Raw genomic sequence first — 13,643 nt, 5'->3', positions numbered from 1 at the left:
GAAGATATCAGTTTCGCTTCCCTTGCGAATTCTGAAATCGAGCATATCTTTAATGATGTAGTAGATAAAAATGCCAATAACTCATTTGTATTCCAGAAAAAAGAAATCAATACCAATTATTCTTTGGAACAGGCACAAACAGAATCTAAAAAAGCAGGTAAACCGGAATTGCATTATCTGACGACATATATGTACGAAGGATAAATTCCCAGATTAATATTTGCTTAAAACCATAATAAAAACGTACCTTTTCTCTTGGAAACGGTACGTTTTTCAGTTTAAATAATTCCTATGGCAAAACCATTCAACAGAACAGTCACTTTATTCGGGATTTATAAACAGCTTGTTCCATTCATCAGACCTTATCGATTAATGATCTACGGAACATTGTTTCTTACTTTTCTAGGTGCTTTGGCGGCACAGGTAAACCCAATTGTATTGAAGTATACTGTGGATGAGGTGACGAAACTTACCCATCTTCCGCATCCGATGACAGAAGGTATTCATATTCTGATTATTATCTCAATCATCTTATTGGGAAAGGAGTTGTTGAATATTTTTATCAATTTCGGGCAGAAATTTTATGGTGAAAAGATCAGAATCAATGTAAGTTCGGTTCTGGCTCAATCGGCTATTGATAAAATTTTAACCTATCGTGTTGCTTACTTCAATGATGAAAACCATGAGTCAGGAAAATTACAGATCAGAATTGACCGCGGAATTGAAAGTTTAACAAAATTGGTTCAGAACTTTTTCATTGATATTTTACCTCTGTTTTCTAATGCTATTATTGCTTTGATAATCATGTATATGCAGAATGTATATGTAGGAGCGGTTTCTACGATTATTGTCCCGATTTATTTTTATATAAGCTCTTTACAGGCAAAAAAATTGGGAGGAGTACGCCGACAGCTTAGAAATCAGAGAGAGAAGAAGACTTCGGGTCTGCTGAATCTTATCAATTCCATAATGGTGATCAAAAGTTTTGTTCGTGAAAAATTCGAAGGAAAGAAACAGTATGATTTACAGATGCAGCTGATGGAAAGCCAGATGTTTACAAGAAGAACTAATTTTATTTATGATGGCTTAAAGACTTTTATTGAACAGTTTGGAGTGGTTTTAATTATCCTTCTAACTGTTTATCTGGTACTTGATCAGCAAATGACAATTGGGGCAATTATGCTTCATATTATGCTTTTCAATAATGTTTCGGCACCTATTCGTCAATTGCACAGGATTTATGATGATATGAATGATGCAATGATCTACGCCGAAGGATATTTTGAGATTCTCAATGCAGATAATGAAGCCGAACCAAATGGAAAATTCACAGAAAAAGATATCAAAGGAACCTTTGAACTTAAAAATGTAGACTTTACTTATCCCAACGGAACAAAAGCACTGCACAATGTTTCTATGAAAATTGAACATGGAAAGACTACTGCACTTGTTGGATTGAGTGGTGCCGGAAAATCTACGGTCATCAACCTTTTATGCAAATTCTACCTTCCGGATTCCGGAGAAATTTTGCTTGATCATGTGAATCTTGATGAATATAATAATACTTTTCTTAGAAGTGATTTAGGGCTTGTTCTCCAAAAGAATCATATTTTCCAGGGAAGTATTGAAGACAATATACGTTACGGGGACATGAATGCTGATTTTGAGAAAATTCAGGAAGCGGCTAAAAAAGCATATTTACATGAGCAGATTATGGATCTTCCCGATGGATATAAACATGATGCTACCCAACTTTCAGGAGGACAGCAACAGAGAATAGCCATTGCAAGGCTTTTCCTTAAAAATCCACCTATCATTTTTCTGGATGAACCTACGGCAAGTCTTGATGCCATTGCTACTGAGCAAATCAAAAACTCCCTTGATGCCATAAAAGAAGGAAGAACAGTTATCATTATTTCTCATTCACTATCCCAGATTTTAGACTCAGATATTATTTATGTCATGAAAAAAGGAAGAGTAGTGGAAAACGGAACTCATGACGAACTTTATAGTAAAGACGGTACTTATCGGGAAATTTTTGATGCTTCAGCACGCAGCTTAAATCTGGATAAACTGGTGAATACTCTAAAAGATAATTAATAATTTTGCTTACTGTAAACCTTCAGCCTGCAACGACAACACATGAACGATCACTATCTTAAAAAACTCGACAGAGTAACGGCAATTCTTACTCAGCTGCAATCAAAATCTGTTGTAAGAGCACAGGATCTTGCTGAAAAATTTGATGTCAGCATCAGAACCATCTATCGTGATGTGAAAACACTTGAAAATGCAGGAATTCCAATTGTAGGAGAAGCAGGGAACGGATATTCATTGATGGATGGATATAAGCTTCCTCCGATCATGTTTAATAAAGAAGAAGTCCTGAGCTTTATCACTGCCGAAAAGCTTATGCAGAAATTCTCCCATCAGAGTTTGGGAAATCATTATCAGACGGCAATGGAGAAAGTACGCTCTGTATTGAGACATTCCGATAAAAATTTAATTCAGAATATTGAGAAACAGATCGATGTTTTTAATTTTCATACACATCAGGCTGAAGACTCTCTGAAAAATGTAATTCCTATTATTTTGGAAAGCATAGCTGAGAAGACCCAGTTAAATATAGAATATCAGACTGTAGATTCAAAAATTTCCAACAGAACTATTGAAGCCGTTGGGATTTTCTTTGAATTTAATTTTTGGTACATCATGGCATATTGTACACTGCGGAATGATTTCAGACAGTTCAGAGTAGACCGTATTCTGAAAATTTATAAAACACAAACTCCTTTCTTACAGGAATACGGACAGATTGCTGACTACAGAAAATCACACGGAAATAAAGTGAAAGCTAAACTTTTGGTGGATAAAAAGATAATGGCTCATCTTGTGAATTCAAAAAAATACTATGGCTTGATTGAAGAGGTAGAAACCGACCAGGGTGTTGAACTTACCTTTGAAACAGAATGGATTAATGACGGATTTCCACGTTGGGTAATTACTTTTGCAGATTATGCTACAGTTCTTGAGCCGGAAAGCCTTCGTACAAGATTGAAAGAACTTCTTACCAATATGATAGAAAGGCATCAATAAAACCTCAACAAATTATATGTTGAGGTTAAGATTATGCAAATAGATGAAATGGTTTGAAGTAAAAAAGTAATGTTGCAAAAAAGTAAATTTGTTTTTCTCTTTTTGCAATTTTACCGCTTGATTAATTATTAAAACCTCTCCCAGAAGAAAGGAGGTTCCATTCCTAAAGCTCTCAGATAAACATATCCTTGTGCACGGTGATGAATTTCGTTATCTACGAAATAAAGAATATTCTCATATACCGGGAATTCATATTCACCAAATAAATTAAAAGTTTCCTGGAATCTTTCCTCAGAGATTTGTCTGAAATAATGATTGATCACTTCAGTTTCCTCATCCCATTTTTTTAGAATCTCAGCTTTTGTTGTTGGATTAAAACCTTCTTCATTATAAGCGTCCATTTTGTTTTCAACGATTCCCTTTAAAGCAGTTCCTCCAATCATGATAAGTTCTACTGCCATTTTAGCGAATGGTCTCATTCCACCTATAGAAAATTCAAATAATTCCTTCTCAGGAAAAGCGTCGATTACTCTTCTTGTCAGGTTTCTATGCCCCTGCCAGTCTTTTAATAATTGCTCAGTAGTCATGAATTGCTGTGTTGCCGTTGCTGTAGTTGTCATAATGTATCGTTTTTGTTTGTTATTGTTGATACAAAGGTAGGAGCAGGTAATGACAACAGTTTGTCAGCAGGATTTTTAATGCTGAAAAATATTTTATTTCTTTGCTAAAATATTACACCTTACTTTTCCGTTAGAAGGAAGTATATTAATAAAAACAAATTGATTAATTAAAATTATGAAGAAGTATATTTTGCCTGTAGTGACAACCTTTTTATTAGTATCATGCAACAAAATTGAGGAGAAAATTGACCAGACAGTTCAGGAAACTACTGAAAAAGTGCAGCAAAAAGCCCAACAGGCAGTAGAAGAAACCGTTAAAAAGACAGTCAATGAGTCTATAAATTCTATCACAAACTCTCAGGATGTAAAATTTAATGAAGTTTTTCCTAATTCAAAATCCCTGATTTCAGAAGAGAAAGGCAAAAAGATAAAACTTCCTACAGGTACTGAAGGATATGTCTTTAAATACAAAGCAGATATTGCAGTATTACTTCCTTTTTTAGAAAAACAGGCAACTTCTGATGAAAGTAAATCAGAAAAAACGGCAAGAAAAATTGACGGACAAAGTATTATCAGTAAAATCAGTCTTGTTTCGAAATTTTTACCTGAAAATACTTTTGATACAAGCTTTTTAGAAGATATCAAAACTGATAAAAGCATTCAGTATTATAAGCTGAAAAGATTCCCGAATAGTAGTACAATCATCTACAACCCCAAAAATCAGACCATCATACAATACGTAGAGGTAAATAAATAATTTGGATTGACCGGTTTTTAACCGGTCATTTTTTTACTTCAAGATTACCGATAGATTTGAATGTTTTTTCACCTTCAACATAAATATTCGTAAAAATCAAAGATTCGTGTTTTTTGTAGTTTAGCTTTTACAAATAATACCAGATAAGTACATCATCAGTGCATTTTACTTTTTACATTGTACAAAAAAAAGTATTTTAGTAGTATGAAAATTTATACAAAGACAGGAGATAAAGGTCAGACTGCACTTTATGGAGGAACAAGAGTTTCCAAAGCGAGTGCAAGAGTAGACAGCTACGGAAATATTGATGAGTTAAATTCATTCATCGGAATTGCAAAAAGCCATATTGAGGATGAAGAAGTTTTAAAGCAACTGAAAAAAATTCAGTTCGATTTATTTACAGTAGGTTCAGAAGCTGCAACTCCAGTAGATAAGCTAATGCTTGCTAATGGAAAATCACGTCTTCCAATCATTATTTCAGATACAGAAATTGAAGAATTGGAACAATGGATGGATGCTTTTGATGAAAAGCTGGAGCCTCTTCAGTATTTTATTCTTCCTGGCGGAGGAAAACCAGCAACATTTTTACATGCAGCAAGAACAATTTGCAGAAGAGCAGAACGTTCATTGGTTTTCTTAAATGAAGCTGAGGAAGTACGTCCGGAATTGATTAAATATTTAAACAGACTATCAGATTATCTTTTCGTATTGGCAAGATATATTTCAAAAGTAAATAACGAACCGGAAGAATATTGGAACCCGAATGAAAGATAAAGTATTACTTTTCATCAACGGAGATGCTCCAAAATCTTTACCGAATCTTGAAAATTATGAATTGATTGCCTGTACAGACGGTGCTTTTCATTATTTAAAAAGAATGGGCTTACCTTTAGATAAACTGGATTTTATTTCCGGTGACTTTGATTCCCATTCAGGATCAGATGAGGATATGTATCAGGAAAAATTTATTCTTACTCTAGATCAGGATAAGACAGATTTTCATAAGGCTCTGGAAATTATTTTGGAAAAAGGGTTCTCAGATGTGGATGTTTTTGGAGGAAGTGGAGGAGAACAGGATCATTTTCTTGGGAATTTGACGGTTGCTTTTGCCTTTAAAGATCGTATGAAGATTAAATTTTATGATGAGTTTTCAGAATATTATTTTATTCCTAACAATTTTAAATTGAAAGGAGTAAAGAATAAAATGATTTCTCTTTATCCTTTTCCATCGGTGAATAGTATAACAACCAAGGGGCTCAATTGGTCTTTAACAAACGGAAGTTTAAGTATCACCTCAAGGATTGGAACCCGTAATTTTGCTATTGAAGATGAAGTTTCGGTAGAATATGAATCAGGAGATGTGTTGTTTTTTGTTGGCATCAATGAGATAGAATATCCAACGATCTATTAATTATATTTCCGAGAAAATTATCGATAGAAACGGGCTTTAGCCCGTTTAATAAAAATAAAGTAAAGTCCATTGGCTTTAGCCAAAATTTAAAATAAACTTTAAACCACAAAAGACTTAAGTCATTTTTTGCCTTTTGTGGTAAACCTAAAAACAATTGAATACATTTGTCAAAATACCAGTGATCATTATTTCATTATTCTGTGTTTTCTCATGTAAAACACAGCATTTTGAAGCCCCTGAATATGGTAAAAATGAAACGGAAACGACTATTAATATTAAAAAAGTCAACAACTTTCGCGCTGTTGGTAACATTAAAAATTCTGAAGGAAGAAGTCTAAAAGAAGGAATGTTTTACCGAAGTGCTCACCTTCATAAACTTAAAAAGAAATCTTTTAATGATTTAGAAAAACTGGGAATAAAGGAAATCATTGATTTAAGAAATTCAAAAGAGATTTTGGATAAACCGGATAACCTTCCAAATGGAATTACTTATAAAAAATATTCAGCCTTTGAAGATGAAGGAGATCAGTTGTCACAGGCAAGAAAACTTGTGTTAAAAGGAAAAGTGAATGCTTCCGATGCTGATAAAAGGATGATCGATTTTTACCGTGAATATGTCACAGAAAACCCTGAAATGATCAAAACAATCATCAACGAAATTCTTGAATCTAAAGAACCTATACTTTATCACTGTACTGCCGGTAAGGATAGAACCGGAATTATCACAGCTTTAATCCTAACAATATTGAAGTTTGATAAAGAAACGATCTATAACGAATTTCTTTTATCCAACAACTTCAGAAAAGGTTTGGTAGAAAAGAGGATGAGCCTTGCCCATAATTTACATTTCCTGTACCCGAAGATGGATTTGCAGGTCCTGGAAAAGTTAAGCTGGGTAGAAAAAAGGTATCTTGATGCTGCTTTTGGTGAAATCAATAAAAAATATGGTTCCACAGATGCTTATATTCAGCAGGTACTAGGGATTTCTGAGGCAAAAAGAGAGGAATATATTCAAAAGTTTACCCACTGATTATCAGGAATAAATTTCTGTAAGATATAATATTGGGGCTTTATTTAAAATTATAATAATTTTAACATCCAAAAATCAAACTTTTTTAGCAATTTTGCATTTCTTAATTCACTTGTTTAGAAATGAAAATAAAGTACTCGGAACTTATTGATCAGACATTATATTTCCCTACTGAGGAGTTTAATGTTTCTGAGAACAATTTGTTGTTTCACGATGTTCCATTGATGGACGTTGTTGAGCAATTTGGCACTCCGCTAAAGATTAGCTATTTGCCGAGAATTTCTCAAAATATTCAGAAAGCCAAAAGCTGGTTTAAAGAAGCTTTTGAGAAAACCGAATATAAAAAGAGTTATACCTACTGTTACTGTACAAAATCCAGTCATTTCAATTTCGTATTGGAAGAAGCCTTGAAGAACGAAATTTCTATCGAAACTTCTTCTGCTTATGACATGGATATTGTAAAATCTCTTTATGAAAAAGAGAAAGTAGATAAAAACATTGAAGTGATCTGTAATGGATTCAAAACAGACGATTATCTGATGAAAATTTCAGATATGATTAACAATGGTTTTGAAAATATTACTCCGATTCTGGATAACTATCGTGAGCTGGATAAGCTTACAGAAAGTATTGATTCTACATTCAATATCGGAATCAGAATTGCTTCAGAAGAAGAACCAAAGTTCGAATTCTATACTTCAAGACTAGGGATAGGATATAAAGATATTATTCCATACTACAGCCAGAAAATTGCTGAGCACCCGAATGCAAGATTGAAAATGCTTCATTTCTTTATCAATACCGGGATTAAGGATACTTCATACTACTGGAACGAATTGTACAAATGTCTTCGTGTATATGCACGTTTGAAGAAAATTGCTCCGGAAGTAGATTCATTGAATATCGGTGGTGGATTCCCAATCAAAACTTCTTTGAACTTCGATTATGATTACCAGTATATGGTAGAAGAAATCGTTTCTCAGATCAAAAAATTCTGTGAAGAGGAAGGAGTAGAAGAACCAAACATCTATACTGAATTCGGAAGCTTTACTGTTGGAGAAAGTGGTGCCAACCTTTATAAAATCATTTCTCAGAAACGTCAGAACGACAGAGAAAAATGGAATATGATTGATTCTTCTTTCATGACAACTCTTCCTGATACATGGGCAATTTCAAGACACTTCATCATGCTTCCGCTAAACCGTTGGGAAGATACATATGAAAGAGTATTCTTAGGTGGATTGACATGTGATTCGGATGATTATTATAACTCTGAACAGCATACCAATGCCATCTATTTACCTGTTTTCAGTGATACAAAACCTTTGTATATCGGATTCTTCCATACAGGAGCTTATCAGGAAACAATCGGAGGTTACGGTGGAGTACACCACTGTCTGATGCCTCAGCCAAGACACGTTTTGATTCAGAAAGATGAAAATGGTGAATTACAATATGAAATTTTCCGTGAAAAACAGGAACCGGAAGATATCTTGAAACTTCTTGGATATAAATAATTTTGTTATCAATAGAAACGGGCTTTAGCCCGTTTACAAAAAAATAATAAGTCCATTGGCTTTAGCCAAAACTTATACAAAGCAAAAGCTCTCAGATTCTGAGAGCTTTTTGTTTGTGATGTTGAATCATTTATTATTTAATCTGAACTTTCTGAGAGTAATCTTTTTGTTCACCACGAATAGTAACAATATATACGCCCGGATTCATATCAATCGTTTTAGTTTCTCCTTTTTTGATAATTATTCCGGATTTAATGATTGCCCCCTTCATATCATAAACAGAAATTACTCCATGAGCTGAAGGTAAACTCACAATAATTGAATTGTTTTGAGTATAGATTTTAAAGGAACGCGTTTCTTGTGTTTCCTTGGTAGCCAATGATAAATTAGAATATTTATAAAACTGATTACCACCAACAGCATAGCCTATATTTCCAACAGATATTATATTGTTAATATAGTTATTTCCGGGAAGATTATACAAAACAGCTTGCGTTTTCATATTGTATACTTTACGCTCTGCATATCCCATAAATAAATCTCCTGGGAAAGCTGCTGTTGCAACAAAGTTAAAAAAATTACCAGTTAGTCTCTGCCATGTGTCGTTAGATGATTTAATGTATGTAGCTCCGTCATACCCTACCGACGCTCCATAGAAATATTCCCCTGTAGCATATCCTTTATAATTTATTGACGAGAATCTGCGGGATTGGGCTGTAGGACGGTCAGGCAGAGTGAAAATTTTTGTCCAGGTATTTCCATAATCATTGGTCTGATAAAGATCTATACCTGCAATGCCATAACCTGAACCTGTGGTTGGGTCAATACTTCTCCCACTAGAGTTAAGCTCAAAGTCGTCGGGGGAAAAGATTTTTTGTACTACCCAGTTTTGACCTCCATCTGTGGTTTTATATTTGGCTGTACTCGTCGTCATAATTCCTTCTGTAGGAGAGGAATATACAAGTCTTTTAAGATATCCCAGGGAATTGCTTATTGTGGATACGGTCCACGTGGTTCCATTATTTGTTGTTTTATAAATATTTTGTCCTTGGTAAGCCCATATGTTATTTTCATCCAGAAGTGTGATTGAAGGAGCAAAACTTACATTATTTTGTTTGAAAATTTCAGTCCAGGTAGTTCCCCCATCTGAAGTATACTTAATAGCTCCTTTCCCATCATTGGTGAAAGCCACAACAAAACCTTTGTTTTCATCAATAAATGAAGTGTATCGGTTTTGAAAATGGTCATCGAATGTGTACTTAATATTCCAGGTATTTTGGCTGTAAAGAGCATGATTCCCTATAGCAGCAAAGAGAGCGGCAGTCAATAATTTAAATTTCATAATTATAGTTTAAAAATAAGCTGCAAAAGTAGGGAAATTTAAGCAGAAAGAAATTCAGGAAGAAAATAGAATATTAGCTTTAACCATAAACAAAAATCTCTCAGATTCTGAGAGATTTTTTATTTAAAAATATTTTGAAATTTTATCCAGTTCTAATTCTTCATAATCAGAAACTACCGTATCAGCCAATGTGTAATCCTGATTCTTTGAATGTGGACTTCTGTACGCAGCACAGAATATTTTAGCTCTGTGGGCGGCAAGAATTCCATTGGTGGAATCTTCTATTACCATACAGTTCTCAACAGGTTCACCTGCCATTTCTGCTGCAAGAAGGAAAACTTCAGGATGAGGTTTTGATTCTTTTAAATCTGCACCGCTGATTTTTCCGCTAAAGTATTTTTCAAGCCCAAACTTTTCAAAAACCATATTGATCGTAATCATGGTTGCAGAAGAAGCTAAAATAAGTTTGATTCCGTTTTCATGATAATGCTTAATAAGATTTCTCACTCCGGGGATCAGATCAAATTCATCATCATTATCAAAATAATCTTTAAAATGAGATCTTTTGATGCCTGCAATGGATTCGTAAGTCTGATTTAAATTAAATTCCTTAATCAGAGTTTCAGAAACTCTTTTGGTAGAAGCTCCGGTAAAAGAGGTGTATAAATCTTCGGAAACTGCAATTTCCAATTCATCAAACGTTTTGAAATAGGCTTTTCTATGTAATGGTTCTGTGTCTACAATTACCCCATCCATATCGAAAAGAACAGCTTTTAAAGACATATTCTAAGTTTTTCACAAAAATAGGAAATTGAGTTGAAAAGGGAAAAACCCAATAATGCAGGAAATCTGAAGAGGGAAGCCGGAAGTTATTCTAGGATAAATTTCAATATACCGATAATAAATAGATTGAAGGTATTTGTTAAATGAACTCAAATGATTCTTTAAACATTCATTAATTCCTTCTTCTAGCCTCCAGCCTCCTGGCAAATATTCAAGGATAATTATCATTTACAAACTCTCTATGCTCTTACTCTCCAACTCACAAACTCTTCGTATCTTTGCCATCAATTACAACATTAAAATTTTTAAATAAAGCATGAAAACATACGCAGGAATTCCAGAGGAAAACGCAACGTTGGAGAATTCGAAAGTAATGTTGGTAACAGTTCCTTACGATGGAACTTCAACATGGGGTAAAGGAGCAGACAAAGGTCCTGAATTATTCTTAGACGCTTCTGAAAACATGGAACTTTATGATATTGAGACACAAACTGAGCCTTATCTTCAAGGAGTATATTTAGCTGGAGAAGTTTCTGAAAACTCTACACCTGAAGCAATGACAGAAGCTGTTTATCAAAAAACAAAAGAGCTTTTGAATAATGAAGGAAAAGTATTCACGCTATTCGGTGGAGAGCACTCTGTTTCTATCGGTTCTATCCGTGCAGTAGGAGAAAAATTTGAAAACCTTACCGTTCTTCAGTTAGATGCTCACACAGATTTACGTCCTGAATTCCACGGTTCTACTTCTAACCACGCTTGTGCAGTGTTTGAAGCTAATCAGAAGCATAACTTAGTGCAGGTGGGAATCCGTTCTATGGATGCTGAAGAAGCTCAATATTTACCAGAAGGAAGAGTTTTCTTTGCTCATGAAATTGCTAACAACGAAAACTGGGTAAATGACGTATTGGAAAAAGTTTCAGGAAACGTTTATATCACGATTGACCTTGACGCTTTTGATCCTTCTATTGCTCCATCTACAGGAACTCCTGAACCAGGTGGATTACAATGGTATCCAACACTTGAATTATTAAGAAAAGTATTCGAAAAATGTAACGTAGTAGCATTTGATATTGTAGAATTAATGGATTCTCCAATGGCTAAGCCAACTGCTTTCCTTGCGGCTAAGTTATATTATAAAATGCTTGCTTATAACGATATTTATAACAACAATAACTAATATTCCGCAAGAATCGGATTTTTTCTGTCGTGTATTCTTTGGAAATTTGTGATATAAAAACATAGTAAGATGTCTACACAAAGTCAAATAGATTACAACAGAATTGCCAAAGCGATAGAATATATCCAGAGCAATTTCAGACTTCAGCCAAGTTTGGAGGAAGTGGCAGAAAATATTCACTTGAGTCCGGCTCATTTTCAGAAGATCTTTACGGATTGGGCAGGAACAAGTCCGAAGAAATTTTTACAGTTCATAAGTCTTGAACATGCTAAAAATTTATTGAAGGAAGAAAAGGCAAGCATTTTTGATACCGCTTATGAAACGGGACTTTCAAGTACAAGCAGACTGCATGATCTGTTTGTAAAAATAGAAGGAATGTCTCCCGCGGAATATAAAAATGGTGGAAAAAGTCTTTTCATCAATTATAGTTTTTCAGAAAGTCCGTTTGGAAATATCCTGGTAGCTTCCACAGAGAAAGGAATCTGCTATATGGCTTTCGAAAATGATAAAGAAACAGCATTAGGGGATTTACAACATAAATTTCCTAATGCTTCTTTTTTTGAAAAGCAGGATTCGCTTCAGAAAAATGCACTGTCTATATTCGATAAAGACTGGACAAAACTCAACACCATTAAACTTCATTTAAAAGGAACCGATTTTCAACTTAAAGTTTGGGAAAGTTTATTGACTATTCCTATGGGAAAATTATCAACCTATGGAACTTTAGCAGAAAAAATAGGAAATCCGAAAGCTTCGAGAGCAGTAGGTACGGCAATAGGAAGTAATCCTGTGGCGTTTCTCATCCCTTGTCATCGTGTTATTCAGGCTACAGGACACCTTGGCGGCTATAGATGGGGAAGTGACAGAAAGCAGATGATTGTGGGCTGGGAAAGTTCACAGCTTTACTCTTAATATTTTTTAACCACAAATCGAAGATTCGAGGAAGTCAAAAAACACAAAAAGTTTTTGAACACTTAAGCTATTTTAAGTTACTACTATCTGTTTGAGAAGTACACTTAAGTTTTCTGAAAACCTCCGATTTTCACCAATATTTCAGTTGAAGGAAGAAACATTCCCCTCTTCTGGAGGGGTGGCAAAAATTCAAAAAATTTTTGACGGGGTGGTTCAATCCTGACTTCCTTTCCAAAAAACATTACGTAATTTGTATTATCCAAAAACAAAAAATAATGCTCAGCCTGTTCGATGAAACACCAGATTATCCTTTAAGTCTCCTTCCGCATGACGGAACCGTTCTGTACTATGGAAAAGTTTTCTCACAAGAGGAGGCTGATACGTACTATGACTATCTTTTCAATCAGATTCCCTGGCAGCATGATGAGGCAATAGTCTTTGGGAAATTAATTTTAACCAAGCGAAAAGTGGCATGGTTCGGAGAAAAAGAATTTGAATATACTTACTCAAACAGAACGAAATATGCCAAATTCTGGACGCCGGAATTATTGGAATTAAAGAAAAAATGCGAAGAGGTTTCAGGGGAAACTTACAATTCCTGTCTGCTTAATTTATACCATGACGGAAGTGAAGGTATGGCATACCACAGTGATGGAGAAACAGATTTGAAAAAGCATGGAGCAATTGCTTCTCTGACTTTTGGAGCAGAAAGAAAATTCCTATTTAAGCATAAAACGACCAAAGAAAAGGTTGAAATATTCCTGGAAAACGGAAGTTTACTCATCATGAAAGGTACTACACAAGAGAATTGGCTTCACAGGCTTCCTCCCACAACAAAAGTGACAACTCCAAGGGTAAATCTTACTTTCAGAACCATTGAAGAGTAAAAACTCACGCAGATTTTTTTAATGCAATCATCTGTGAAGATCTGCTTTATCAGTGGGAAATAAACTTGCTTTTTAGAGTAATGACCTGCAAAATCAGTTTAATCTGCGAGA

Annotated in this window: 13 protein-coding genes; 10 read left to right on the top strand and 3 right to left on the bottom strand. The window is 34.5% G+C overall.

Annotated features, from left to right (window positions below):
• Positions 1 to 372 precede the first annotated feature (372 nt).
• Both BBI01_RS11715 and BBI01_RS11710 read left to right on the top strand, forming a co-directional pair.
• Positions 373 to 2,100: an ABC transporter ATP-binding protein gene (locus tag BBI01_RS11715; protein WP_065395398.1), complete on the top strand. Its 1,728-nt coding sequence runs from the start codon at positions 373 to 375 to the stop codon at positions 2,098 to 2,100.
• 42 nt (positions 2,101 to 2,142) lie between these two features.
• On the top strand, positions 2,143 to 3,096 hold the full coding sequence (locus BBI01_RS11710) for a helix-turn-helix transcriptional regulator (protein ID WP_065394870.1): 954 nt from the start codon (positions 2,143 to 2,145) through the stop codon (positions 3,094 to 3,096).
• Positions 3,097 to 3,224: 128 nt separating this feature from the next.
• On the opposite strand, the gene BBI01_RS11705 is transcribed toward BBI01_RS11710, so the two are convergent.
• On the bottom strand, positions 3,225 to 3,716 hold the full coding sequence (locus tag BBI01_RS11705; RefSeq protein WP_065394869.1) for a DinB family protein: 492 nt from the start codon (positions 3,714 to 3,716) through the stop codon (positions 3,225 to 3,227).
• Positions 3,717 to 3,891: 175 nt separating this feature from the next.
• Between BBI01_RS11705 and BBI01_RS11700 the strand changes: the two genes are divergently transcribed.
• The 5 genes from BBI01_RS11700 to BBI01_RS11680 all read left to right on the top strand — a co-directional run bounded on the left by BBI01_RS11700 (position 3,892) and on the right by BBI01_RS11680 (position 8,431).
• A complete protein-coding gene (locus tag BBI01_RS11700; protein ID WP_065394868.1) occupies positions 3,892 to 4,473 on the top strand; it encodes a hypothetical protein in 582 nt (193 codons plus the stop codon).
• A 204-nt stretch (positions 4,474 to 4,677) separates the two neighbouring features.
• Entirely contained in the window at positions 4,678 to 5,247 is a 570-nt protein-coding gene (locus BBI01_RS11695) for a cob(I)yrinic acid a,c-diamide adenosyltransferase (RefSeq protein WP_065394867.1), read from the top strand.
• Positions 5,237 to 5,884 (top strand): thiamine diphosphokinase, encoded by a 648-nt coding sequence (locus tag BBI01_RS11690; RefSeq protein ID WP_065394866.1) that lies wholly within the window; start codon positions 5,237 to 5,239, stop codon positions 5,882 to 5,884. Before BBI01_RS11695 ends, BBI01_RS11690 begins: the two co-directional genes overlap by 11 nt.
• A gap of 154 nt (positions 5,885 to 6,038) precedes the next feature.
• Positions 6,039 to 6,914 carry a tyrosine-protein phosphatase gene (locus BBI01_RS11685; protein ID WP_065394865.1) on the top strand — a complete coding sequence of 292 codons (876 nt, stop codon included), beginning with the start codon at positions 6,039 to 6,041 and terminating at the stop codon, positions 6,912 to 6,914.
• Between the two features lie 122 nt (positions 6,915 to 7,036).
• Entirely contained in the window at positions 7,037 to 8,431 is a 1,395-nt protein-coding gene (locus BBI01_RS11680; protein ID WP_065394864.1) for a type III PLP-dependent enzyme domain-containing protein, read from the top strand.
• 133 nt (positions 8,432 to 8,564) lie between these two features.
• Here BBI01_RS11680 and BBI01_RS11675 read toward each other — a convergent pair whose 3' ends face one another.
• Both BBI01_RS11675 and BBI01_RS11670 read right to left on the bottom strand, forming a co-directional pair.
• A complete protein-coding gene (locus BBI01_RS11675) occupies positions 8,565 to 9,773 on the bottom strand; it encodes a T9SS type A sorting domain-containing protein (protein ID WP_065394863.1) in 1,209 nt (402 codons plus the stop codon).
• Between the two features lie 123 nt (positions 9,774 to 9,896).
• Positions 9,897 to 10,556, bottom strand: a complete 660-nt coding sequence (locus BBI01_RS11670; RefSeq protein WP_065394862.1) for an HAD family hydrolase — start codon at positions 10,554 to 10,556, stop codon at positions 9,897 to 9,899.
• Between the two features lie 316 nt (positions 10,557 to 10,872).
• Here BBI01_RS11670 and speB point away from each other — a divergent pair, with 316 nt between their 5' ends.
• The 3 genes from speB (at position 10,873) to BBI01_RS11655 (ending at position 13,532) form a co-directional block, all read left to right on the top strand.
• Positions 10,873 to 11,733: an agmatinase gene (speB, locus tag BBI01_RS11665; protein WP_065394861.1), complete on the top strand. Its 861-nt coding sequence runs from the start codon at positions 10,873 to 10,875 to the stop codon at positions 11,731 to 11,733.
• A gap of 69 nt (positions 11,734 to 11,802) precedes the next feature.
• Entirely contained in the window at positions 11,803 to 12,645 is an 843-nt protein-coding gene (locus tag BBI01_RS11660; RefSeq protein WP_065394860.1) for a bifunctional helix-turn-helix domain-containing protein/methylated-DNA--[protein]-cysteine S-methyltransferase, read from the top strand.
• A gap of 275 nt (positions 12,646 to 12,920) precedes the next feature.
• On the top strand, positions 12,921 to 13,532 hold the full coding sequence (locus tag BBI01_RS11655) for an alpha-ketoglutarate-dependent dioxygenase AlkB family protein (RefSeq protein ID WP_065394859.1): 612 nt from the start codon (positions 12,921 to 12,923) through the stop codon (positions 13,530 to 13,532).
• Positions 13,533 to 13,643 lie beyond the last annotated feature (111 nt).

Source organism: Chryseobacterium artocarpi (assembly GCF_001684975.1).
In the GTDB taxonomy this organism is placed as follows: domain Bacteria; phylum Bacteroidota; class Bacteroidia; order Flavobacteriales; family Weeksellaceae; genus Chryseobacterium; species Chryseobacterium artocarpi.
Note: the sequence above shows the minus strand (reverse complement) of the source record. Positions and strands in the feature narration are given on the sequence as shown.